The sequence below is a fragment of the Neptunicella plasticusilytica genome (genome assembly GCF_047922965.1).
Taxonomy (GTDB): Bacteria; Pseudomonadota; Gammaproteobacteria; order Enterobacterales; family Alteromonadaceae; genus Neptunicella; species Neptunicella plasticusilytica.
This window is the reverse complement of sequence record NZ_CP150481.1, coordinates 279,316-304,859: the sequence shown is the minus strand read 5'-3', so window position 1 is coordinate 304,859 and position 25,544 is coordinate 279,316. Positions and strand designations below refer to the sequence as shown.

Annotated in this window: 14 protein-coding genes; 8 read left to right on the top strand and 6 right to left on the bottom strand. The window is 47.8% G+C overall.

The features are described 5' to 3' along the window. Window positions 1-3: 3 nt before the first annotated feature. The 5 genes from V1467_RS01435 to V1467_RS01415 form a co-directional block, all read right to left on the bottom strand. Complete coding sequence (locus V1467_RS01435) at window positions 4-1,863, bottom strand: glycoside hydrolase family 97 catalytic domain-containing protein (protein WP_416307030.1); 1,860 nt, start codon at window positions 1,861-1,863, stop codon at window positions 4-6. Beyond that, window positions 1,850-4,060, bottom strand: a complete 2,211-nt coding sequence (locus tag V1467_RS01430; RefSeq protein WP_416307029.1) for a TIM-barrel domain-containing protein — start codon at window positions 4,058-4,060, stop codon at window positions 1,850-1,852. The genes V1467_RS01435 and V1467_RS01430 overlap by 14 nt, the downstream gene beginning before the upstream one ends. Window positions 4,061-4,105: 45 nt before the next feature. Beyond that, window positions 4,106-4,642, bottom strand: coding sequence for a hypothetical protein (locus V1467_RS01425; RefSeq protein ID WP_416307028.1), 537 nt, complete (start codon window positions 4,640-4,642; stop codon window positions 4,106-4,108). Window positions 4,643-4,701: 59 nt separating this feature from the next. After that, window positions 4,702-9,870: a LamG-like jellyroll fold domain-containing protein gene (locus tag V1467_RS01420; protein ID WP_416307027.1), complete on the bottom strand. Its 5,169-nt coding sequence runs from the start codon at window positions 9,868-9,870 to the stop codon at window positions 4,702-4,704. A 161-nt stretch (window positions 9,871-10,031) separates the two neighbouring features. Further along, complete coding sequence (locus tag V1467_RS01415; RefSeq protein ID WP_416307026.1) at window positions 10,032-12,788, bottom strand: TonB-dependent receptor; 2,757 nt, start codon at window positions 12,786-12,788, stop codon at window positions 10,032-10,034. 701 nt (window positions 12,789-13,489) lie between these two features. Between V1467_RS01415 and V1467_RS01410 the strand changes: the two genes are divergently transcribed. The 4 genes from V1467_RS01410 (at window position 13,490) to ybaK (ending at window position 21,460) form a co-directional block, all read left to right on the top strand. Continuing rightward, the gene (locus V1467_RS01410; protein ID WP_416307025.1) at window positions 13,490-15,190 is read left to right on the top strand and encodes a sodium:solute symporter family protein; all 1,701 of its coding nucleotides are present in this window, start codon (window positions 13,490-13,492) and stop codon (window positions 15,188-15,190) included. Window positions 15,191-15,205: 15 nt separating this feature from the next. Further along, on the top strand, window positions 15,206-17,485 hold the full coding sequence (locus V1467_RS01405) for an FAD-dependent oxidoreductase (RefSeq protein ID WP_416307024.1): 2,280 nt from the start codon (window positions 15,206-15,208) through the stop codon (window positions 17,483-17,485). A gap of 52 nt (window positions 17,486-17,537) precedes the next feature. Beyond that, window positions 17,538-20,402 (top strand): hypothetical protein, encoded by a 2,865-nt coding sequence (locus V1467_RS01400; RefSeq protein ID WP_416307023.1) that lies wholly within the window; start codon window positions 17,538-17,540, stop codon window positions 20,400-20,402. Between the two features lie 593 nt (window positions 20,403-20,995). Next, window positions 20,996-21,460: a Cys-tRNA(Pro) deacylase gene (ybaK, locus tag V1467_RS01395; protein ID WP_416307022.1), complete on the top strand. Its 465-nt coding sequence runs from the start codon at window positions 20,996-20,998 to the stop codon at window positions 21,458-21,460. A 12-nt stretch (window positions 21,461-21,472) separates the two neighbouring features. Here the strand turns inward: ybaK and V1467_RS01390 are convergent, their stop codons facing one another. Continuing rightward, the gene (locus tag V1467_RS01390; RefSeq protein WP_416307021.1) at window positions 21,473-21,793 is read right to left on the bottom strand and encodes a hypothetical protein; all 321 of its coding nucleotides are present in this window, start codon (window positions 21,791-21,793) and stop codon (window positions 21,473-21,475) included. Between the two features lie 104 nt (window positions 21,794-21,897). On the opposite strand from V1467_RS01390, the gene V1467_RS01385 reads away from it, so the two are divergent. From V1467_RS01385 to maoP, 4 genes are all read left to right on the top strand, one after another. Then, window positions 21,898-22,794, top strand: coding sequence for a LysR substrate-binding domain-containing protein (locus V1467_RS01385; protein WP_416307020.1), 897 nt, complete (start codon window positions 21,898-21,900; stop codon window positions 22,792-22,794). A gap of 94 nt (window positions 22,795-22,888) precedes the next feature. Next, window positions 22,889-23,380: a DUF4442 domain-containing protein gene (locus V1467_RS01380; protein WP_416307019.1), complete on the top strand. Its 492-nt coding sequence runs from the start codon at window positions 22,889-22,891 to the stop codon at window positions 23,378-23,380. Between the two features lie 177 nt (window positions 23,381-23,557). Then, entirely contained in the window at window positions 23,558-24,793 is a 1,236-nt protein-coding gene (gene nhaD, locus V1467_RS01375; protein ID WP_416308632.1) for a sodium:proton antiporter NhaD, read from the top strand. Between the two features lie 166 nt (window positions 24,794-24,959). Then, on the top strand, window positions 24,960-25,322 hold the full coding sequence (maoP, locus tag V1467_RS01370) for a DUF413 domain-containing protein (RefSeq protein ID WP_416307018.1): 363 nt from the start codon (window positions 24,960-24,962) through the stop codon (window positions 25,320-25,322). The last annotated feature ends 222 nt before the right edge of the window (window positions 25,323-25,544 follow it).

Genomic DNA, 25,544 nt, shown 5'->3' with positions numbered 1-25,544 from the left:
TATTTACTGCGACAATTTGAATACGGCACCGCCATTAGCCCGCAATGTGATCGAAACAGGTTTCCCCTGGTCAATGGCCGTCGTTTGATGACGAATAAATCGTTGTCCCTGATCCTGCCAACTTTGTAGCTGACTAAACTGACCACCAAGCTGTTGCCAGCTGATATCCAGCTTTTTGCTTTGCGCTTCACCGTTAAGCGCAATCAGATACCAGCTATCGGCTTTGCGTCGCATCATGACCACCAGTTTACCAATTTCGCTTTGGGGTAAAATCCGCGTTTCATCCCAGACCACGGGTAATTCCTGCAGTAACGGCACAATCGAACGCAAACCAGGCTGTTCAAGAATAAAGCCCGGATCTTCAGCCATGGATAACAGGTAAGAATCAAAAATAAATGCCGTCGCCAGTTGATGTCCCCAACTGGTATCACCCGGTTTGCTAAAAGCGAGCGGCGTATAATCTGCCGGTCCGGTGAGCATGCGGGTAAAAGGCAGCGCCGCATTATGCGAGGCCGGAATCGGTTGGCCCATAATGTTCAACTCGATACCGCGAATGCCTTCCCGGGTGAGTTCATTGGGATAAGAAACATACTCACCGCTGGACGTCTGGCAGCCATGAAAATTGACCATCAGCCGGCGCTCGGCTGCCTGTTGCAATAATTCGAGATCAAAGTCGATGAGCGGCTTAGCCTCACTGTTCATAAAGTCGACCTTGATGCCGACCGCACCGGCCTGTTTGACCTGATCCAGAAAGTGCGTCATCTGCGCCGGACGGCGCAGATATTTGGAATCTTTCCAGACCCATAACTTGATCCCTTTACCCGCAGCGTAATTGGCCAGTTCGGTTAATTGTTGCCAGGGGTTGTGCCACTTTTCCCAGCCATCATCAATCAAGGCATACTCAAACTTCAGTTCTGCGGCCTGATCAATAAAGCGTTTTTCATTGGCCAGTGACATATAACTGTCATCACGGGACCACCAGCTCCAAACCGCCCGGCCCGGCTTAATCCAGTCTGTGGTGGGGAACAGATCACGAGCAGGTAACGGGTTAAGGTTCTGAATAATGTGAGTATTAACTAACTGGTCAAGATCATCGGCAAACTGGATAAGCCGCCAGGGTGAGCGGAACTGCTTGTTCAGGGTAAATCCCTGCTCTCCCTCGGTAAAATCAACCCTTAATAGACGGTTGTTATCCGCCCTGAAGCGCATGCCGCTAAAGTCAGCCAATGCGGCTTCGGTTAGTAGCATATAGCCGCCTTGCGGTAATGCCATCACCAGCGGCTTGCCCTGGATTGGCCCCTGAGACGAGACGCTATGCAGCGAATCAATTGCAGTTTTGGTCCAGATTCCGGCGTAGGATTTCAGTTTCCAGTCACTATCACGTTCAAAAAACCATACATCCACATCTTGCGGGATCTGCCAAGATGTCAACTCACTGGTTAAATGATCCAGACTGTTGTTCTGGCCGATATATCGAAAGGCAAAACCCCGGTTATATAAGCGTGTCTCCAGGATAAAATTCCCCGCGGGCTGGCTGACCTCAAACCGGTATGATTGATACACATCATTAACCGGCTTGGTGCTAAAGCTATTTTGCCGAACCTCATCGACCTTGTTACTATCCAGCAACCTAATTGAGCTGACCTGGCGTCCATAATCTCCCTGAGCGGTGACAAATCCCATCGATGAATCCAGCACACTCGGCACCTGGTGATAGCTCAAGCGGTATTTCAGGCTATTGTCCTGATCCAGATAAATTTCGGCCTGAACTTCGCCATCCGGACTGGCCAGTCGCTGTGGAGTCGCGCAACCGGCCAGTGTCAGTAAAACCAGTCCGGCCATTAACCATTTATTCAACCACATAGTTATGTCCTGCAATAAACCGGAATTGATAGGCATGTCGCACTCGCGTCACTTCCACCTGTTGCTGGGTATGAGTATCTGTAACGGTTACCGATTTACCCACAGGATGCTTAATGTCGATAACGGATTGAGTCACGCCGTCTTTGCCAAAAAATGGTACTTTACCGGTGAACCCGGTGGCATATAATCGCCCCACCAATGCGTTATCCTGCTGCTCAACCACCACACCCGAGCCACCGACAAATAACGGCGTTTTTTCCAGCGGAATGGCAAAGTTTTTTAACAGCTTTGGCCCCTGATAAAGGGTTCCGTCATCATAATCAATCCACTTGCCAGCCGGTAAGTACAGATCACGACTGTTACTTGAGGCATAGTCATCACCATAAAGCGGATAGGCCAACAAGGTATCGTTAATTAACCATTGATAACCACGCACCCGATTATTCTCGCGACCATGTACTTTAGCGTCATCCGGAAACGCCAGCGGCAGCGGCGTCATGGTATAGGGAAAACCGGTTCGATAAGTCCGAATCGCGGCACTGTAGATAAAAGGTTGCAGGCGATGATGATCCAGTGCGGCATCACGCACCATATCCGTAGTGTGCTGATCATTGAGGTTCCAGACGCCGTAGCCAAAGGACATCGACGGATTCATCGAGGCATAGCGGGCGTTGCGGATAAAGTAGGTTCTGAGCTGTTGACCGGAAAACTCACCAAATTCCATATTGTGCAGCCCTTTGCCCGCAACAATATCCGGATACACGTAAGGAAAACCGCTATACGCAAACGCCAGGCCGTTTATCGGGCCACGATCCTGATTCTGGTCGTAGTTGAAATCTTCAAAACGATGCAAATCCATCGGCGAACCCAAATAACCGTTACGCCCCATAACATAGGCGCCCATTTCCATTAATTTGGCATTGACCGGATCCAGTTTGTTGTCTGGCAAACCTTCAATTTCATAACCGAAAAGGTCTTCCTTAAAGCCGTCGACACCGGAGGACAACCACTTTTTGCACAGTTCGATATACCAGTCCACCGCGGCCGGGTTATTGGCATCCAGAAAATAACTTTCCGGTTTGGGGAATGACACCCTGAACAGTCGAGCTTTGCCGTCTTTTTTGATGAAATAACCTTTGTCCAGACCTTCCTGAGTAAATGGCCCGTTGGGAATAAAGGCGATCCTCAAGCCCAGAATCAGTTTCAGTCCCTTGTTATGGAAATATTCGATCATCTGTTCAGGATTGGGGTAGAGTGTCTTGTCCCACAAGCCGAAGCTGGTGGTACTTAGAAAGGTGGGATCTTTTTTCGGCCAGAATCCCGAGCCTACCACCATCCAGTCAAGCGGAAAGCCCAATTGCAAATACTGGTCAACATTGTGTCTGATGGTCTGTTCATTGGTGTCCCATGCCAGCGCTCCCCAGGCTTCCCATCCCACGCCAAACCATTCATATTTAGGGGCATAGACCTTATACCCCTCCTGATCGCGAACAGTCTTAAAGTCAGCATAAATTTGTTCAGGCTCACCAAAAAAGTAATACAGCGCAGGGATACTGGCACCGTATTCAACCCCCTGCGCCAGTTCATCGCGGGTCACTTTAACGATTTTCTTGTCAGGTTCGACACTAACTAAAGCCAGTTTTTGGCTGGGGAAAATCACAAAATTAGAGGTTAAACGTGACGGTTTGCCATCCGTCAATGCGCCAAAGTGGCGACTGGAGTAACCACTTACTTCGGTACTCTGGCTTTTTCGACGAGCAGCATGGTCACCCAAGCCATAAGCCGGCGACAATCCGGCTGTGCGCGCCAGTATAGAGCCTTGCAATTCGCCTTCATCTTGCAACGCAATGGCCATTTTAAGATAGTGTGACGACGGGGTAACAGTCACCCGAGCCTCAATCCCCAGTTCATTGGTCACCTTGAACACCACCTGCTGCTTATCCTGTTCAAGCAGTTCCGTTGTGACCACACTGGAATTCAGAAAAATCAGGCCGGAATCAGCATGTTTACCCAGCCATACTGAGCCATCGGGTTTGGCAAAGGCGTAGCGAAAACCTGCCTTGTCTATTGTCATCAGATAGTTATCGGTATTGATTTCAACGCTATCCTGCTGCTCGACAAGATTAAAGCTGCTCGCCTGGGCAATCTGACTCAGCGTTGCCATCAACCAGACACATAAACAGAGGATTCTACTCAATATTTTACTGCTCAACATTTTTCTGTTTTCCATTCAATTATTGGGTCAAGGGTAATGTCTGCTGTTACGCGGGACGAACAGGGCAATCAGACCTAACAGATACAGCAGCATCATTGCCGGTTCGGCCACGCTAACCTGCTGAGTGGTGCCACTGTCGATAATCGAAAAAGTGGCCGGATCGAGAATCTCGAACGCCTGATCAGCCACTTCGCCCTGCCCCAGCCAGTCAAAACTGATCATAAAGCCGCCCAAGGTTTCGCCGCTGGCAATCCCGGCGGCGCCAAAATCCACCAGAAAATCGACAATACCGTCAAACTCGAAACCGCTATTCTGAAAGGGATTATCGATAAAAGGATTGTCATCCCAGCTATCCGGTGCGGCAACCAGCTGCAAATTATCAAACAAGCCAAAATCGTAATAGAGACTGAACTCTTCAATATCCGCTGACAGGCTGTTGTTGGTTAGACGATATTCCGCTACCCAGCGATTGTCTGATTGGTGACTAAGCTGGCGCTCGATCAGACTGGCCTTGGCGAAAACACTCACCATCAACAAGATTATTCCCAGTGTTATGTTTTTCATCTGCAATTCTCCATCCTCCGGCGCCGAACTGTGCAACACAGTCCGGCGGCTTCAGCTATTTATTCAATGCGCTTCAGTCGCACATCATCCAGTTTCACCGAGGCGCCACCCTGAGTGGTTTTGCTGGTCAGTACCACTTGTAACTGGCCGCTGGTAACAGGAATATTGTCCAGCACCAGCTTGTGCCAATTGTTGTCCTGTTCAATATTCAGATTGATCTCGCTGCTGCCATGATCCAGCACCCTCAAACGGGCAAGGTCGAAGTCACCATTACGTTTGACCCAGGCCTCCAACCGGTAGGTGCCATTAGTCAATCCGCTGACCAGCTGCTTGCTACTCACGTAATGTCCACTGCTGGATTGCTGTACCAGTTGATATTGCCCACTGTGTGAAAATTCGGACTGTTGAACAAAGCTGGCATCCAGATCATTCCATTCGGTCCAGCCGGGAATATCCTGAATCTCGGTGGCGGTTTCCTGCCCTGCCGGGATATTTTCATAGTTGCCGTTAAGCAGCAGGTTGGACTGTGGCTGATAAGCGCGCTGACTAAAGTCGTACAGATCGTCAGTTAGCGGATCGTCAAAATAAACCACATCCAAATTTTGTGGCAGTTCATGTCCCTGGTTATCCCAGGCAACAACCTGGGTAGACTGAGTCGCCTGCAAGGCACCGGCACCACTGAAATAGGCCGGCTCTCCATTGCGACCTGCATGTTGGTTGGTGCGAATCAATTCATTATTATGTGCCAGCACATAACGGGAAGACTGGATAGAGATTCCTCCCCACTGTGAATCAGCAATCCGGTTATCTTTGATCACAAAATGGCTTTGCCATTGAATATCGACCGGGTTTTGCCCTGCATCTAGCATCATATGGCTACAGCTTATACTTTGCTGGGTTTGCGGACTGTAACGATTAGTAAAGATACTCAGTGCCGCTGGAGGCATGGTATTGAAATTACTCCCTTCAATGGCAATCCAGCGACCGACATTTTCAATACTGTTATCCGAGAAAATCACATTGCGGGCACCGGAACCGTTATTTCCCCATGAATTAGTACAAGCCTTCATATCGATCATCAACGGGAACTTCACGCCCTGATGGGTACTATTGGCAAAACGGTTGTGGGCAATCAATGCATGCGGCGAAGAGAATTTGGCACCATTACCGCGATTTTCGCCGAAAGAAGAGCCAATCAGGATGTAGTTGGAACTAAAACGGCTGCCGTCCGGATTAAAGTGATGCACCATAGTATCAGTGCGATAAACAGCTGTAGAATCGCCCGGTACCGACTGATTAAAAGTCAGCAGGCTACAAGCTTTGGCCTCAGCGGTGCCGTTGGCATAATGGGCATCCTTATACAACGCCCATCTGGGATCAACTTGCAAGATTTCCTCACCGGTTTCGGGATCAATCTCACCATTTAGATAGTCATCTTTTTTCCCGTCAATGACTTCATTGCTGGTTATCTCACCGCGCCAGATAAAGTTCATGTCCTTGTCGCGCAGCTCATAAATATCACCGGGCAGTGCCAAGCTGGCGGGACGGGCATTGGAGGCGTAGCACACCACCATCTGGTTAGCCGACACATACTGGGGGTTAAATCCGGTCAGTTCACGGATCACCATACGATCTTCAGTTCCCCCTTCCAAGCGGATATTTTTGAACAGGTAGTTACCACGGTTGTGGAACAGAAATACCCCATCGGCTTTGGTGGCAACCACCGCATTGGGATCGGTCTCGTCAGGATCTTTGGCAGAGACAAAGTCTTCCAGCTTCAGGTAACGGACGCCACCAAAAGCCGCCAAGGCATTACCCGGACTAGATACTACCTGCACATTTTCAAGACTCAAATGCTCGGTCTGCTGCACCGAAAATGCTCGCTTACCGCCATAATGTGCGACCATGTAGTCACGCGTTTCAAGCATATCAGTGTAATAAGAGGGCTTGCTGCTTAAATCCAGTACAGCAGTGCCATCGGTTTCAATACTAATCGGATATGAACCGATATTGGCTTCTTCCTGCTCGCCGACTATGCCACCCGTCACGCTATTCAGGGCATAGAGATTCTCAAAAGGTAATAACAATGATGAGCCTGTGCCGCTGTAAACACCGACTTTGTTGCTGGGGTAGTCGGTATCAGTGCCTGCCCAGGTGATCATGGCACCGATATTATCGATATACTGTTTGTAGTCGTATGTCGCGTTACTTAACGGCGTCAGCCGCACCTGATTATTACCCAGTTTTTCAATACTGACCTTGGTCTGGAACGGATACACCTCGTTAAAATAATCCAGCGTCAGATTGCGGATCAGTATCCGTTGATTAGGCTGGTTATTGGCATCCTGATAAAGACTGAAGAACCCACGCCGCGCAACATGAATCAGTTTGGCGCCATTACCATCGATAATCACATCGTGCATGCCTGTCATCGTAATACTGTCGCCAGCATAGTAACGGCTATCACCGACATAATATTCACCATTAGCCGGAAACTGGATCTTGACTATCTTACCCGCATAGCTGCTATCGGTTTTGGCATCAATCAACGCCTGCTTAATAATATTGACGTTATATGCGCCATGATTGATCACATCTGCGGCACCGACAGGATTAGCCTGGCTGATATCGTATGCCAGTCCATTACTAGGTTGCAGATTATCCAGCATGATTGTCACCATCTGCACACCGGTATCGCCTTCATGCAAACCGTTGGCATCTTGTGGCTGATCGATCTCGAACGCCCAGGGACCATGGGTGGAATCTTCAATATAATCGCTGAGCAGTTCGGCTGTCGTCAGGGCTTTTTGATAGATCCTGACCTGATCCATCAAGCCTACAAATGCCCGGGTTGGGCTGGTTTCATAAGTTTGCCCCAAACGAAAATCCCGGATGCCGGTAAGATCCAGTGCAGGCATGGCGACTTCGCCCATCAATTCACCATCCAGATAAAACTTCACGCCTTGCTGTGCTTTCAGCACCACCGCCACCTGCATCCAACCTGCGGTGATATCATCATTGCGCAGCGGCGCATTAAATTTGGGTGTTGCTAGCACGCTGGTAGTGATAAATCCCGGCATTCTGGGTGTGGACGATTCGGAATAAAAACGCAGCCGCTCGTTGTTGTACATTTGCAGTCCGATGGATTGATTATTTTCGTCCTGCCAGGACCACAGATAGCCTTTCTGATTGTCGGCAGGCCGTACCCACATGGAAATGGTCATTTCCTGCATGGAGGCCATATCCGCTTCAGCCAATGCGGTGTGCAGCACAAATGACGAATCCAGCTGGTTGTTGGCCAAAGCATTACCCCGAATGGCACCATGCAAATCAGATTGCGCAGCAGGATCATCCAGAATCAGTTTGGCCACCGGCGAGTTTTGCCCGCCCACACTGAGACCGCCCCAACTGCTGATCGTTAAATGCCGTTGCTGGCCCGAGTTATCGTTGGCCTGTGAGCCATTGTTCTGCACGTCATTCAAATCCCAAAAGGCATATAAGCTATTACGATGCCCCGTGGTTGTCTGATTTTCATAACTGGCAATCAGATCGCTAATATCCAGACTACTGATAATTGACTGGATATCACTCAACTCGAAGGTTGTCGCGGAGCTATCAACAGTATTGATATCCACCGTTGTGTAAGTCGTCAAAGCAGTATTCAGTTCACTCAGGAACACACTACTAAAACCGGATTCCCCATAGGGCAAATCGTTAATGGCGTAGCTTTCCAGTTGGCCGTCAACACTGCCGTCCAGACTGTCTTCAGCCAACGCTTTCGCTATCTGCATGCTGCTGTAGTTCTGCTGATCGGTACTGTTGACCAGCGCAATCAGGTTAGCGGTATATATGTCAGCTTGGCTATCCGCCAGACTACCGACCACCGGCACTGTATCGATAATGGTTGGGGCAATTAAAATACTGTTTAAGCCGGCAGAATAATGACTGGTCACCGACTGATTGACCTGATCAACCAGTCCCGCGTCCACTGTCTCGCTACGGCTGATGATATTGGCGGCAATCTCGGTAAGGGCGGTCACACCAACCTCGGTAGCCCCCGGATTAATCACGGCACGCAAACGTTGCTCTTCACCCAATGGAACATCACTGTTGGATAGCAAATCATAGTAGCTGGCGTCACTGTTACCGCTGACCTGAATCATAACCGGTGATGTCAGGTTGGTCGGGATCAGCACATCGGCCACCCCGGTTACGCCCGTTCCGGGCTGACCCGGATTGAGGTCATTGCCCTGTAGATCGGTTACGCTCACATTAGCAAACTGAAATTTGCCCAAACCGGGCGTCACGCTTATTTGGGTAAATCCTGCGGGTAAATCAGCCTGATGCAAACGCCATTTCAACTCAGCGTTATCTGACCAGCTTTGAGTGGTGACATAAGTTCCATCCCCTTGTTTAGGATTTCCATAGGGATCATATCCACGTAAATTAAAGTCGCCGGTTTTACAGCTAATGGAAAAGCTGGCCGCATCGGCCTCTTGCAACAAAGTGACTACCCACATAGCTGAATCAAGCTGTGGGTTATGGGTTACTGTGACGTTGGCACCATTGCCTTCGTCAGTACGAGCCGGATCCGGGTCAAAGCAACGCAAATAATAGGCACTATGCAGCGATTTAATATTGTAATAACCGGGTTGCCCAGTCACTTCAATAAAGGTCCACAGCTGAGTGATATCCTCCATGCGAAGGTTGTTGATCGACGCATAACTGTTTAATACGGCGTTAGTTTCAACCGTCAGATAAGTGTTTGAATCGAGATTTTCCAGTTGATAAATTTGCCCTGCAACGACACTGGTGACCTCATCCTGACCGGCTTGTTCAAAGCTGAAGGCCACATTGAGCTTGTCGGTTGAAAAAGGCGTTTGTCTGTCGATTCGGACCCGGAAGCTGTCGGAGCTTAAGGCCGAAGCCTGACTGTCCAGATCGGCAAAACTGACTTCGTTATCACTGAACACAATCGCCGGATCATCGCTACTGATGCGTGCCTTGATATTGGTTGCACTGCTACCGGCATTAAACGCCACCAGTTTGACTTCGTATTCAAATGTAGTGCGGTTGACCCGCTGATTGCCGAGCATCTGATATTGCTCAACATTCATCTCAGCATAAGCCACCGATGAACCAAGCAAACCTGTCAGCAGTAGCAGTAATTGATAATAGCGAAGCAGATAAGCTAATACCGGCTTCAAGGGATAAGTTAAGGTTCTCATATTGTTTATCCATTCATTCAATAGTGGTGTAAATGGCAATATTTCGATTGATTCAGACCGGCAGCCAATAAACCTCAGGCTTCGGATAGTGAAACGTCACAACGAGAAAAATTGCAAAAAAGGGCTTCATCCGATGATGAAGCCCTTAGCCAGCAGAGTGGTTAGAAGCGGTAGCTGACACCCAAGGTGTAGCGGGTGCCTGTTTCAGCATAGGTAGCAACATATTGCTCCCAGCCGGCGTACTCTTCTTTGGCGCTATCCAGCAGGTTGACTGCTCGCAGTTCAGCCGAGAAACCTTTGGCGATTTTATATCTGACCACGGCATCCAGTGACGGCTGTCCCTTGTTATGGATAGCGGTACTGGTGGTGATGGGATCCAGACGATCGTAATAGTCGTCACGCCAGTTGTATAACAACTTGGTGCTTAACTTTTCGTCTTCATAATACAGCTGGATATTGACACTGTTGGTTGACACACCATCAATGCCGATAGACTTGTTGGTGCGAGGGTCAATTTCATCCGTCGAGTTATCCAGATAGGTATAGTTAATCGACATACCCATATTATCCATAAAGGCATAAGGCATATCACTGAAATGTTGTTGATAGGCAATTTCGAAGCCTTTTAACTCACCACCACCACCGTTGAGCTGCGTAGTGATCCTGAAGATCTGATCACCATAGCCTTCGATAGTGCTTTCCATCGAGTCCTGAATAATCTGGTTATCCAGCTCTTTATAAAATACTGCCAACGCCAAAGCGGATTGTTTATCAAAATACCATTCCAAAGAGGCATCGTACTGGGTGCCGCGTTGAGGCTGAAGATCGGCATTGGCTAACGACGCCCATGAATTTTCGGTTTCGTCGGTATTCGGTGTCTCCGGATCATCAGCGACCAGTACTATCCGGTCTGCCTGGGCATAATTATTGGTGCTGGGTCGGCTAATGGTTTTACTGGCGCCCAAGCGCAGCAATAAATCATCGGTCAGGTTACGCACCGCTACAATGCTGGGTAAGAAATCCGAATAGCTGCCTTTGTCGTGATAAGGCTGCAAAACCCCGTCGACCAGCGCATATTTATTTACATCCGTGGTGGTTTTGGCATAACGGGCACCGAAATTACCTTTCCATTCACCGGCTTCAAAATCAAAACGCACATAGGCAGAAGCGATAGTGTCATCCACAATCGCGCCTTTCTCGTCAAAGCTGACCACCGGGGCGTCATAGAACACATCTGAATAACCGAATCCACCATTGCCAATCAGGTGAGTATCAATCACCACAATCTTGTTCGGCAAGGTGACATCGGCACCAGGCAAAATATCCGACATATCCAGATATTTAAACGCATTCTGCGCCCAGTCTGAGTTGACTACCGACGAGGTGACAATACCGGCACGGGTAAAACTGGTTACCTCGGCACCGGAAAAATCACGGCCGCTAGGATCGTCTTCCGGGCCGACGCCTCGTTTACCCCAGGTTTCTCGGGTAGCGCTGACATCGGAATAACGCAGACCGGTTTTGATATTGGTAATAATGCCGTCATTCAGCGGAATGTCGATATCCAGACGGAAAGAATCTTCGGTCGCTTCACGAATGGTACGGTTGTCATACAAGGTACCTGCCACCAGCCCGCTGGGATCGGACAAATCCGGCAGGCTTACCTGCGGTACAGTCACACCACGCAAGTCATAAGAAAAGTCCACATTAGTCTTGTTCAACTGGACAAACTGCTGATCGCCGACATCGTTCGATTCAGTAAAGGCATATTCGACAAATACCGTCATACCACTGTCGGCATACCATTTGGCATTAACACCACCGGTCAGGAAATCCTGCGGTTGCTGATAACCTTCATGGTTACTTAAAACAGAGTTGGTTAAGCTACCGGCGACCCGTGCATCGTGCTCGGTAATCACCCATGAATCTTTCACATAGCGATCCAGATCGGTATCGGTCACTGCCTGGATCCAGCCACGACTGCGGTCGTAGTCATATTCGGCATATAGAATATCGGCGTTAATATCCAGCATGTCGCTAGGACGCCACTGGAATGCCGCATTTACTGCGGTTTTCTTGCGTTCTTCCTGCTTGCGCTGATAACGCAGGTCATACATAAAATAGTAAGGATTGGGGACAGAGTTGGTGACACTTTCGTCCCAGTCCGCAGGTGGCTTGTCGAAGGGTTTACCGGAACGCCAGTCACCATTACTGTAAAAACGATCTTCGGTAATCGGGCGGTCTTCATACACCACACCAATCATGGCACCCATGGTATCGTCATTAAAGGTATTACTGATTAACCCGTTAAACTTGTAACCCGAATCATCATTTAAATCATTCAGCATGCCTTTAACCGTCGCGCCACCCCATAAACCTTTTTTATTCAGTGGCTTACGGGTTGTAATATTCACCGTTCCACCCAAGGCACCATCGGTCATATCGGCGGTTAAGACTTTTTGCACTTCCACTGAACCGACAATTTCAGAGGGAAAGTAATTCATCAGACCGGCATTGCTGCCACGTCCATAAGCACTAATCAGTGTACGGCCATTCACTTCCAGGCGGTTTTCGCGAATACCGCGAATAGTAATACTGGCGCCTTCTCCGTCTTCACGCTCAATCTGCACACCGGCAACGCGTTGTAATGTTTCAGCCAGGTTTTCATCGGGTAATTTGCCGATATCTTCGGCAACGATGGCATCGGTAAAGGTATCGGACAAACGTTTGCGGCTCAGGTTTTCGGCCAGACTGGCGCGGATACCGACCACTTCAATCACTTCGGTATCGTCTTTCTTCGCTTTTGGATCTTTGTCTGTACTGGATTGATCTTGCGCATAGGCAAAGTGAATGCTTCCTGTTAGCAAAACTGCGGTTACCAGTTTGGCTAATTTCGATTTCTCGAATTGTTGAGTCATGTCTGAGATCTCCTGTTGGATCTTTATTTTTGGGTCTTAACGTTTCACTAAATAGCTAGTTATTGCGTCTTATTCGTCATTCTTTATTTAGTTACCCGAAGCAAGAGTCCAGCGCATTGCGATTGAGACTCATATTAATAAACTTCCGGCTGATAACGTCGACGCATTATGTTGCTATTTTAGATATACTTCAACCCTAAAAAACATTTTTTTAACAATTTATTATCCTGATCTGCTGGCAGCCCACGACCAGCAAGGCCTGAACAGCCAGCCAATTTGCTCAATAGATAAACAACAAAATCGAATGACGCATTAACTTTATTGCCTTGTGGCAATGTCATTCCGTCCCTTGCAGAGACTGCTTAACCTTGTTTCAAGCCCTGTTGTCACCGGCTCTGACGAACAGATATATTAACAATTGACGGACTGGTTGTGCTAACGAGAGACGAATAAGTGACACTTCATTAACATTTCCCGCTTTACAAATGTCACATATAGATACACAATGCGCCCTATTCCGATATTAAATATGGAAATGAATAATCCTATTAGATTGCCAATTGCAGAAATAGCTGGGCATTTATCAACCTCAATCTGCTTTATTCAGGTTTAACCGGGAAATATTCAGTGGTATGCATAGTGTTTACTTTCCACTTATTTAAGGATTCGACGTATGAATCAACAACTTGACGGCATTAAATATGAACAGCTTTGATTACTACACCGCACTGACATTTTCAGTATTAGTACTGGTGTTGGGAATGATGTTTTCCCGCAGCGGCAAAAGCATGAAGTCTTTTTTTGCTGCCGGTGGCGATGTTCCCTGGTGGATCAGCGGTTTATCACTGTTTATGAGTTTTTTCTCGGTGGGTACTTTTGTGGTTTGGGGCTCTATTGCCTATACCAGCGGTTTTGTCGCGGTTGCAATCCAAACCACCATGGCTATTGCAGGCTTTGTTATAGGTTTTGTTATCGCCCCGGCCTGGAATAAAACCGGCGCGATCACTGTAGCCGACTTTATCACCCGGCGACTGGGCCAGTCGGTGCAAAAACTGTATTCCACCGCTTTCCTGTTTATTAACTTGTTTACTGCCGGTGCTTTTCTTTATCCGGTAGGCAAAATCATCGAAGTTTCCACCGGTTTTCCGCTCGATACGGCGATTATTGTATTGGGACTCTTCATTATTGCCTACACCACAGTGGGCGGATTATGGGCGGTGCTAATCACCGACGTGCTGCAATTTGTGGTACTCAGCGCCGCAGTCATTATTATTATTCCGCTGGCCTTCGGTGAAATCGGCGGTATTAGCCAGTTTTTTGCCAAATTGCCGGAAGGTTTTGCCTCTGTTTATAACGATGAATACAGCTGGGTATTTTTACTCGCCTTCCTGATTTACAACACCGTCTTTATTGGTGGTAACTGGGCCTACGTACAGCGCTATACCAGTGTTTCCAAACCTTCCAGCGCCCGCAAGGTCGGCTGGTTATTCGGTAGTTTATATCTGGTGGCGCCCATTATCTGGATGTTGCCACCGATGATTTACCGCATTGTGAATCCCGATTTACAGGGTACGGAAGCCGAAGAAGCTTACCTGTTAATGAGCAAGCTGGTGGTGCCGGACGGATTGCTGGGCCTGATCCTGGGCTCAATGATTTTTGCCACTGCCAGTTCGGTCAATACCACCATCAATATTGCTGCCGGGGTCTTTACTAACGATATTTTCAAGGCATTCAAGCCGCAGTTCCCAGCGGAAAAATTAATGAAGGTGGCGCGTCTGTCGACTTTTGTCTTCGGCTTTCTGGCCATTGCCGTAGCGCTATCGGTGCAAGGTATGGGCGGCATTGTCGAGGTGGTATTAAGTGTAGCAGCGCTAACTGGTGCCCCTCTGTATCTGCCCCCAATCTGGGCGGTTTTTTCCAAACGCCAGACCGGCAAAAGTATTCTAATTACCACCTTATTGAGTCTGGCAATTAACTTGCTGTTCAAGTTTGTTACCCCGTCACTGCTGGACTTGACCCTGTCCCGGGCGACCGAAATGATGGTGGGAGCCATGGTGCCGGTGGTCATTCTGTTTGCCTTCGAGATGCTATATAAACAACGCGCGCAGTCCAATGCCGACTATCAGCGCTATATGGAATCCGAGCAGCAACGTCAGGCAGCCATTGCCGAAGTCGAAACTATCAACAGCACCCCGAACGACGCCAATCAGTTTGGCCTGCAGATTTTATCCATCGGCGTGTTATGTATTGGCTTGCTCATCATTGCGCTTGGCGTGATGACTGATACCGCCAATACCGAAACCATCAGTGTCGGGTTAGTTATTACCCTTCCCCCGTTATTTTTTATGTTCAGAAAATACCGTGCATCTGCGCTTGACCAAAGCCAAAAGACCGCAGGTTAATTTAGGAAAATCAACATGTTAAACGAACAAGCGATGCCACAAGGCAGACAATCAGTCCATAAAACCATTGACGCAGATTTAGTGGTGGTTGGTGGAGGCATTTCCGGAGTGTGCGCAGCCATTGCTGCTGCCCGCTCAGGAGTGAAAGTGACTCTGGTACAAGATCGTCCGGTATTAGGTGGTAACGCTTCGAGCGAAGTCAGATTATGGATCTTGGGTGCCACTTCGCATATGGGTAACAACAACCGTTGGTCCCGCGAAGGTGGGGTGATTAACGAAATTTTGCTGGAAAATATGTTCCGCAACAAAGAAGGCAATACGGTTATTTTCGATACCATATTGCTGGATAAAGTCACCAGTGAGCCAAATATCAAGCTATTACTCAACACCGCCGTGTTTGCCACCCATAAGAGTTCCGACACCAAAATTGAATCGGTGGAAGCCTTCTGTTCGCAGAATTCCATTATGTATCAACTGACCGGCAAGTATTTTTGTGATGCTTCCGGTGACGGTATTGTGGCTTTTCAGGCGGGTGCGTCGTTCCGTATCGGTGCAGAGTCCCGCGATGAATTTGGTGAGAAAATGGCGCCACCTGACGAAAATAAGGAACTACTCGGCCACTCGATTTATTTTTACAGCAAAGATGCCGGCAAACCGGTCAAGTTTGTCGCCCCATCCTATGCGTCCATCGACAAAATGGCGCTGGATCGGATTAAACGGATTAAACGCGATGATATTGGACCACGCTTGTGGTGGCTTGAATACGGCGGTAACAGCGACACGATTGGCGAGACCGAAGAGATCAAATGGGAGCTATGGAAAGTCGTTTATGGTGTATGGGACTACATTAAAAACAGCGGCAAGTTTGATGGGGTAGACAACCTGACTCTCGAATGGGTGGGCAATATCCCCGGTAAACGCGAGAGCCGCCGTTTTATGGGTCACTATTTTATGGTTCAGCAGGATGTGGTGGAACAACATCAGTTCGACGATGCCATTTCCTATGGTGGCTGGGCAATCGATCACCATCCCGGTGACGGCGTTTACAGTGATCGTCCGCCTTGTACCCAATATCATGCCAAAGGGGTTTACCAAATTCCGTTGCGCTGTTTTGTCAGCAAGGATATGGATAACCTGTTTTTGGCCGGGCGCATTATCAGCGTGTCGCATATTGCCTTTGGTTCAACCCGGGTTATGGCTACCAGCGGACATGGTGGCCAGGCTGTGGGCAGTGCTGTGGCATACTGCCTGCAAAAGCAGGTTAAACCGACCGAATTATGGCAATCGAAACACATAGGTCGATTACAGCAAACGCTTAACCAACAGGGCCATTTTATTCCCGGCGTGCCGATGCAAGGCAGCGATAACCTGGCCGCCACGGCACAAATTACCGCCAGTAGCGAATTATCTCTGACCAACTTGCCCGATGACGGAATATGGAAACCTTTAAAAGTCTCCGCAGGGCAGTTTTTACCGCTTAAAAAAGACACGGCTTACCAGTTTGATGTGCGGGTTAAAGTGCATCAACCAACCACACTGACGACACAACTTTGTGTCAGCCAGCAAGCACAAAACTACACCCCTGAGCAGATAATAGAGCAGCAGAAATTTGAGCTACAGGCCGGTGAACACAATCTATCGATCCAGTTCAGCAAAACCCTGCCGCAGGATCAATACGCCATGCTGTGCTTTTTGCAAAACGAACATATCGAGATTGCCTGTTCTCATACCCGTATCAGCGGACTGGTATCGGTATTTAACGGCGAAAACAAGGCGGTATCCAACAAAGGTAAGCAGATTGTTGAAGGCGATATTGGTATGCATGAATTTGAATTCTGGACACCGGAACGGCGCCCGAACGGACAGAATATCGCCATGCAAATTAGCCCGGCCATTGCAGACTTTTCTGCCAGCAACCTGACCAACGGTTATTCACGCCCCTATCTGCAAGCCAATGCATGGGTAGCCGATACCGGACAGGCTAGCGCCGAACTGACGCTGGACTGGCCAGAAGAGCAGACCGTCAGTGAAATCATCCTGCATCTGGATGGCGATTTTGATCACGCACTGGAATCCTCTTTAATGGGACACCCGGAAGATCGTATTCCGTTTTGCGTGGCCAACTACCGGATTGTGGACGAGAACGACAACCTGCTGATAGCGGTAAAAGATAACTACCAGTCACTCAATCACCTGAAACTGGATAATCCGGTCAAAGTTCGTCAGCTAAAAGTCCAGCTTGAACGCGCCAACCAGCATGTGCCCATTGCATTGTTCGAAGTGATTGTGAAATAGCCAGACTCGACATTAATGCAAGCATTAAGGTTTAGATAAGAGGATAAAGTACGTGATAAAAACCACTATTTTCAGAACAATGATACTGAGTTGTTCGGTGTTATTGTCTGCCTGCCAGAGCAATGAAACCGCACCAGCGGCAACCCAAGCCGCCACCACCCGCTTGTCCGGCGATCAGCTGGTTATCAGCGATGCAGCAGGCCAAAGTCAAACTTTTGGATTGAATTTTACTCTGCTATACCGTGAATCCGATCCCAAAATGAAGCTGCTACCTGCGTCCATTCCCAATGTTAAATATAACGTACCAACCTGGCTGGCGGTGCGTCAGGATTTGGCCGATGTAAAGGCCATCAAACGCGATGACTCCCAGGCCGGTGACGGTTTTGATGACTCGATACTGAATGGCTCTGCCGACTCACGTACCAACAATTATTTTGCCAGCGGCCGCAATATTCAGCTCACACCCGAACATATCCAGCAGGAAGGCTCGCTGGTATTTGTCGATTATGCCGAGCACCCCGGATTTAGTCTGCGCGCCACTGTCGATATCAGCAGCCAGCCCTACCCTTTGGTGTCCTTTGAGTTAAAGACCAAGCAGGCAGGTTACTATTCCGTCGGCTATAGCGGAGCGCCTGCAATCAGGTCAAAACAGGCTGATGAGATCTGGCAACCGATGATTTGGCAGGAAAAGAAATTCCCGGATAACAGCTATCTGACACTGGCCTATCGCGCTCCTTTACCGACTACATTGGTTAGACAAGGTCAAAGCAATATTGGCGTGCTGGCCCATCCGGATGAATTCCCTTTTAGCCCGCTGCCCTTAGCCGATAACAGCCGCTTCGGGATTGTATTACGCAATACTCAAGGTGATGCGCAACCTATGCTGTTTGCCCCGGTAATGGGCGGGATTGAGTCCAAAATGGACAGCAATCAAAAATACCATTTCCGTTTTTACCTGGTTAATCAGCAGGCCGAACAGATTAGCGGGGCGTTTGAACAAATTGCCCGTGAAGTGTACGGATTCCGTGATTATCGCCACAATGAAATCGCCTCGCTGAATACGGCCTTCGACAATATTGTCGATTATTCACTGTCCAGTTATGCCTGGTTTGTTGACGAGTTAAAAGGTTCAGCCTATTCCACCGATGTGCCCGGTGCGGTTAAAAATGTCACCAGTTTGTCGGCGTTGGAGCTGGCCATGGTGACAGACAATAAAACCATGTTTGAAAAACGCGCCTATCCGACGCTGGAATATATGCTGTCACGGGAAAAATTCCTGTTCAGTCTTGATCCGGAACAAAAAATTCAACACCCCTCACGCAAAATGCTTGGGCCTATTGCACCGGTGTCCGAGCTGACCTCGTTGTACAATATTCTGGGTCAGAATAATCCGTTTCTGGTCACCCTGGCCAAGGAAGCCTTTAACAGTTCGCGTGTACGCAATCTGGATGTCGCCCAGCAAGGCAACACCTGGTATAACGCGCTATGGATATACAAAAGCACCGGTGACGAGAGCTTTCTGCAAAAAGCCATTGAAGGCGCCGATCAATACCTGGCTAACCGGGTAAACCAACCGACTGAAAAATTCGACGAGCACGGTTTTTTCTGGACCCAGTACACACCCAAGTTTATTGAACTGCTGGAATTGTATGAAGTCACCCAAGAGCAGCGTTATCTGGATGGCGCGCAAAAAGCCGCCCGCCAATACACTATGTTTACCTGGATGGCCCCCAAAATTCCCGATCAAGATGTACTGGTGAATAAAGACGGGCTGGCTCCTATGTATTGGTATCTGAAATCCAAAGGCCATAAACAGATGTATGCCAAGGAAGAATTTGTCGCGCCATGGAAATTATCCGAAACCGGGTTAACTCCGGAATCATCCGGCACCAGTAGCGGCCATCGCGCTATTTTTATGGCCAACTACGCGCCTTGGATGTTACGCATCGGTTATTACAGCAATGACAGTTTCCTTAAAGAAGTGGCGAAGGCCGCCATTATTGGCCGCTACAGCAACTTCCCCGGCTATCATATCAATACGGCACGCACCACCATTTATGAAAAACCGGACTATCCGTTACACAAGCATAAAGAGCTGAGCGTGAACTCGTTCCATTACAACCATATTCTGCCACAAGCCTCGATGTTGCTGGATTATCTGGTTACCGATGTACTGAACCGCTCGGACGGACAAATCAGCTTCCCGTCGGAATATATCGAAGGCTACGCCTATTTGCAGAACAAGTTTTATGGCCACAAACCCGGCAAATTCTACGACGAACAGGACGTTAACCTGTGGATGCCAAAAGGTTTGCTGAGCATAGATAATGTCGAACTGAATTATATTGCCGGTTATCGCGGCGATGACTTGTTTATTGCCTTTACTAACCAGTCGGATCAGATAGTCAATGCCACTGCCACCATTAACCCGGACAAGGTCACCTTGGCTGATTCGGTATCAATAAAAAGCTGGCAACAAAACCAGTTAACCGATAAGGCCAAACTGGATGGCAACGCTTTGCATATTCAGGTTAAAGCACAGGGTATCACTGTAGTTAAACTGTCCGGCGCCAAAACCAAGGTGGTATTCAAGGATAAGCTGCAAAAGCACAGCAAGCCCATCAGCAATGATTACCTTGAAATTGACGCAGGCAATGCCCGCGCCATGCTGATCCAGCTAGGAGAACTGGGTAATCGGGCTTATATCTATCTGCGTGATGATGACAGCAAGGTATCATCCTTTGAATTGACCTATACCGATAGCAATGGTCAACAGCAAACACTATCCGATAGTGAATTCCCCTACGAGCTAACGGTTGAATTGCCCGCCGAACAACGCCAACTGGAATTTAGCTTAAAGGTAACGGATATCAACAACCAGCAACATAACACCGGCCCACTGCAACTAGGCCAGTAACCCCACTCTCCCGTTTCCCATATCCTCACCCGGCTATATTCGCCGGGTGATTCCTGATATCTCCTTTAACCCCGGAATAAGCTGAATTTTGTCAGTGTGATGATAATCTTGCGCTAACTTATCAAGTCGATTAGTGTTTGATTTAATAAGGAATTCTTTACGTCTATTGGCGTGTTTTTGTATAGCGTATTTGCAGTTTTGAAAAGTAGCTTACCTTGTAAGGTCAGTATAATAAGCTGTTATGTGTTTTTTAAATTATGGGGTTAAAGCGAATGGAAAACGAATTCACAATTGAGTGGGAGGGTATTCGGTATTCTGCTTCATATGAAGTGGATGGTGAAGACCTTACAGTGTACTTGCCAGACGGCACTTCCCGATTCACTAAGCTTCATGGTCTAAAACCTCTGTCTGCAGCAAAGGTTCATTTGAAAAGCTATGCTCAGCTACAAAACACATAACAAGCCAATGTTGTTCAGCCAACAAGTTGGCCTGGGAAAATCACTCGCTGGCACTTCGTGCCAAAACACTCGTAATTTCCCCAAATTGGGGCGTTAGACAATAAAGCGTATTAAAGTAGACAAACAAAGGACCCTATGACTCCCGCAATTAATGCCGCCAACAAGGCCAAGATTCACTACCACATTCATGAATACCAGCATGATCCGGATAACCAGGCGTTTGGGCTGGAAGCGGTGGAAAAGCTGAATCTGAATGCGGCGCAGGTGTTTAAAACCCTGGTGACCCAGCTGGATAACGGCAAGCTGGCGGTGGCCGTGGTACCGGTATCGGACAAATTGAATTTAAAGCAATTTGCCAAGGCTTGTGGTGCCAAAAAAGCGGCGATGGCGGATAAACAGGATGTGCAGCGTAGCAGCGGTTATGTGCTGGGTGGCGTTAGTCCATTGGGACAAAAGAAGGCGCTGATGACTGTGGTTGATATATCTGCCCGTCAGTTTGATGCTATCTATGTTAGTGCCGGACGCCGGGGTCTGGAAATAGAACTTTCCCCTGATGATCTCGTCAAGCTCACCAGGGGAACCTTCGCTGATATTAAATAACCTGAACCCGGGTTAACTGCTGGCATAAGTTTTAGCTAGTACTTCCTTGGCCAGACTGCGGGGCAAACAGGAGGCTAACGGTGCCTGATTGAACTCGGCTTGGGTTACCTTTCTTGCAGGCGATAACCATTTATCGCCGCGCCAGTTCACTTCTATCTTGCAGTCAATCTCGGCATTATTTTCGGTATAGAAAATCTTAACCGAATCCGTTTTCTGGATAAGGCGCGAGTACGGATAACCTTTGCTGCTATATAGATGAACCATCTCGGCAGACAGCGCAGACTGACAAATAAGAGCCAATGCTATAAAGCCTAAATAGAGTAAGTTTCGCATAATAATATCCTTTAACTTGTTTGGGTCGGGAAGGATAAATTAGTCCTTGTATCGATATTGAACAAACGATATAAACTTACAATGAATTAAGTTTTTCTTATGCGATGGTTATCTTGAGATCACTTCCTCCCCTCAAATCATTACAGGTTTTTCTGGCCGCCGCACAACAGGGCAGCTTCAAGTTGGCGGCCGAACAGTTATTTGTCACTCAGGCGGCGGTTAGCCAGCAAATCCGGCTACTGGAACAACATTTAAATTGCACGCTGTTTGATCGTTTAGGCAAGCAAACCCGACTCACAGCCCAGGGCCGTCTACTGTTACCCCATATTGAGCAAGCGTTTCAACATATGCTTCACGGAGTTAGCGCCATTACTGGCGATCCTAATCCCAATATATTGCGTATTACCTCACTGCATTCCTTTACGTCCCTGTGGCTAATCCCTAAAATTGTCGATTTCCAACAGCAAAACCCCGATCTGGTAGTGCAATTCTCACCCAGTAACCAACTGGCGTCGTTTCAACAAACAGAAGTGGATATTGCTATCCGCAAAGGACAGGGACATTATCCCGGCCTGACCGTCAGAAAGCTGCTGGATGATCAGATATTGCTGGTCGCCAGCCCGATGCTGGTTGGCGAAACGCCATTGTCGGCCCAGCAACTGTTTGCCTTGCCGCTGCTGGAAGATATTTCATCCGATACCCAAGAAGCGCTGCAATTCTGCTGCCAGCAATTTCAACTAGACAGACAAGCCATCTACTCGCTATTACGCGCCGATGATTCTGTTTCTATTATCGAAAATGCTCTGGCCGGCAGGGGCATTGCCTTGGTTAATTCGGTTCTGGTACGGGAACATATTCGCCAGCAGAAACTGGTTTCGCTACTGGATTTCAGTCATGCCAGCCATCTGGCGATGTATCTGGTTGCACCGGAACAGCATTTTAGCTGGAACAAAGTCCAGCGGTTTGAACAGTGGTTTATTGAAAAACTGCAGGCGGATTGAATCTGGAGCCTGTTGATCTAGCCAATAAAATTGATTGCAACATGGCAGTTTGCTTGCCACACTATCAACTGGTCTAACCAGAAAGGAAAAAACTATGCCCGCTTCCAATCCATTGCGCAAATTTGTCGATAAGGCCAATCAATATCCTGATTGGTTAAGCAGCAAACTGATGACCTGGATGTTTCGCAGTAAAGTTAAACTGGCGGGCACCTGTAAAATCGACATACTGTCCACCGATGGTAAGTCGGTTACCTTTCGTCAGCGCAACATCAGTAGAGCACAAAACCATATTAAAGGCATTCATGCCGCTGCCATGACCTTATTGGCCGAATCGGCTACCGGCTTTATTACCGGTATTAACTTGCCGGGCGACAAGCTGCCACTGGTCAAAAAAATGGATATTAATTTTGTGCGCCGCGCATCGGGCGATATGACTGCAAAAGCCACTTTAACCGATGAGCAGATTGCCTTGATGCAACAGCAGGATAAAGGCGAAATCACCGTTCAGGTAGAAGTAAAAGATGCCAACGGCGATACGCCCATCGAGTGTGAGATTATCTGGGCCTGGATCCCCAGACGTCGTTAAAACAATCAAACTCGGTTGACAGCTTGTTAACAGACTTTAAATGCAATGTAACGATATAACTTATAAGCATAAAATCAGCGTAAAACCTGCGCAAACCGATTGCCTATTAACCGCACTGGACTAAAATTGCCGCCTGCTAAAAAGGGGGGAAGCATTGTGGTATTAACGGGTCTGAATATGGTTTTGCTGGGTTGTGCGTTACTGGCATTACTGGGTGTGGTTTTTGAAGAAGTAACACATATCAACAAGGCCAAAATTACCTTATTTTTTGGTACCTTCTGCTGGATATTATTGTTTATCTTTTCCGGTCTGGATGCCGATCTGGTGAACCATAAACTGGAACAGAATATTGAAGAAATCGCCAGTCTCTGGCTGTTTCTGGTGGCCGCCATGACCTTTGTGGCCTACCTGAATAAAAAAGGCCTGATTGAAGGATTAATCTACCTAATTTTGCCGCGCCAAATAAGCGAACGTAAGTTATTGTTTCTTACAGCAATTTTCTGTTTCGTTTTTTCCTCTTTGGCCGACAATATCACCGCAACACTGGTTTCTATTGCTCTGATCCTGTCACTTAAATTGTCCAAGAAGAAGACCATCCGTTTTGCCGTACTGGTGGTATTCGCGGTGAACTCCGGCGGTGTTTCACTGATTACCGGCGATGTCACCACCCTGATGATCTTCCTGGCCGACAAGGTCAGTATTGTTGATTTGTTATGGTTAATTCTGCCTGCGTTTACTGCGGTGTTATTGCTGGCCGCGTTGCTGTCCAGAGGAATGAACGGCGTTGTTAAGGTGGAACGCAAAAATATCGCGGTACGTACTGTCGATATCATGATTGCCATCACCTTTTTAACCACCATCCTGATGACGATTCTGGCCAATGTGTTTTTCCAGATCCCTCCGGTATTAAGCTTTCTGGCCGGCATGTCGGTGATGTTCCTGATTGCACACTTTTTCAATGATGAAAACGATCAGGATCCTATCCTGGAATACATCCGTTATATCGAGTTTGATACCTTGCTGTTCTTCCTGGGGATCTTGTTACTGGTTGGCATGCTGGAGCAAATCCACGCGCTACACGGCCTGTTGCAGTTATATCAGCTGATGGCTCCCGAATACGCCAATTTTGTGGTGGGTATATTCTCCGCAGCAATCGACAACGTGCCGCTAACTGCAGCACTGCTCAAAGCTGATATTAATATGAGCTTACCGGCCTGGCTTAGCCTTACCTACGCGGTTGGCGTAGGGGGCTCGATGCTAGTCATAGGTTCGGCTGCCGGGATCGTCACCATGAGTAAAGTACCGGGATTAACCTTTGGAAAATACCTCAAATACGGCTTGCTACTGTTATTGAGTTATACCCTGGGCTACATCCTGGTTTATCTGGTGAGCAGCTATTTTATCGCAGTGTAAACCCCGGCTTTCATATTGGTCATTTTTTATTCATAAAAATACGCATAAAATTAGTTGACAGATTGTCATTTTGGGCATATTTAACACTGGAACGAAGCGGTTCGATTAGCACAATCAATCGAGCCTCTTCATTGTTGTAATTCCTAATTTTGTTGGGGATGCCGAAATGGCAAAACAAACTAGAGAAACTTTACTTAAACAGATCTTTAATGATTACAAAAACTATCCTTATGGTTTTTCACGCTCCGGCGACTTTTCGATCAAGGAAAGTCAGGCGCTAAGCAAATACGGTCAGTTAATCTGTGCATTATTGGATGGCGTTATCGAACCAACCAATAAAGAAGATGCATCGTTACTTGCTGTAGCGCTTGGTCAACAAGAGCCGTCCAGCGTGGCTGAAAAAGCCTGGGTAAGATATCAACGTATTATCGAGCAGCCCAAGCCTGCCAGTATTTATGGTTCAAAACCCGCAGCCATGGATGACTACGCAACTGACAGCGCCGAACTAGAGGCCGAATACGACGATTAAAATGCGGTGCCCATTGGGCACCCTCTTATCTTTTTAGAAGATTTACCTCTAATATATTCCTTTAGTAGGATAATTATCCTACATTTGCCGTTTTCTGAAATATTTATCCTTATTTCGCCAAAAAATACCATTTCAACTTTTGCCCCAGTCAAGTATAGTCGGGGGTTCCAACAGATTGATCTATCTAAACGACTTGGAAATGCAAAATTCTGTGTAAACGAG

Bases quoted from the DNA above. Each gene is read 5' to 3' on its own strand.
- V1467_RS01420 (WP_416307027.1), bottom strand. From the start codon at position 9,870: ATGAGAACCTTAACTTATCCCTTGAAGCCGGTATTAGCTTATCTGCTT.
- V1467_RS01415 (WP_416307026.1), bottom strand. From the start codon at position 12,788: ATGACTCAACAATTCGAGAAATCGAAATTAGCCAAACTGGTAACCGCA.
- V1467_RS01380 (WP_416307019.1), top strand. From the start codon at position 22,889: ATGCCCGCTTCCAATCCATTGCGCAAATTTGTCGATAAGGCCAATCAA.
- ybaK (WP_416307022.1), top strand. From the start codon at position 20,996: ATGACTCCCGCAATTAATGCCGCCAACAAGGCCAAGATTCACTACCAC.
- nhaD (WP_416308632.1), top strand. From the start codon at position 23,558: ATGGTTTTGCTGGGTTGTGCGTTACTGGCATTACTGGGTGTGGTTTTT.
- V1467_RS01390 (WP_416307021.1), bottom strand. From the start codon at position 21,793: ATGCGAAACTTACTCTATTTAGGCTTTATAGCATTGGCTCTTATTTGT.
- V1467_RS01405 (WP_416307024.1), top strand. From the start codon at position 15,206: ATGTTAAACGAACAAGCGATGCCACAAGGCAGACAATCAGTCCATAAA.
- V1467_RS01385 (WP_416307020.1), top strand. From the start codon at position 21,898: ATGGTTATCTTGAGATCACTTCCTCCCCTCAAATCATTACAGGTTTTT.
- V1467_RS01410 (WP_416307025.1), top strand. From the start codon at position 13,490: ATGAACAGCTTTGATTACTACACCGCACTGACATTTTCAGTATTAGTA.
- maoP (WP_416307018.1), top strand. From the start codon at position 24,960: ATGGCAAAACAAACTAGAGAAACTTTACTTAAACAGATCTTTAATGAT.
- V1467_RS01435 (WP_416307030.1), bottom strand. From the start codon at position 1,863: ATGTGGTTGAATAAATGGTTAATGGCCGGACTGGTTTTACTGACACTG.
- V1467_RS01425 (WP_416307028.1), bottom strand. From the start codon at position 4,642: ATGAAAAACATAACACTGGGAATAATCTTGTTGATGGTGAGTGTTTTC.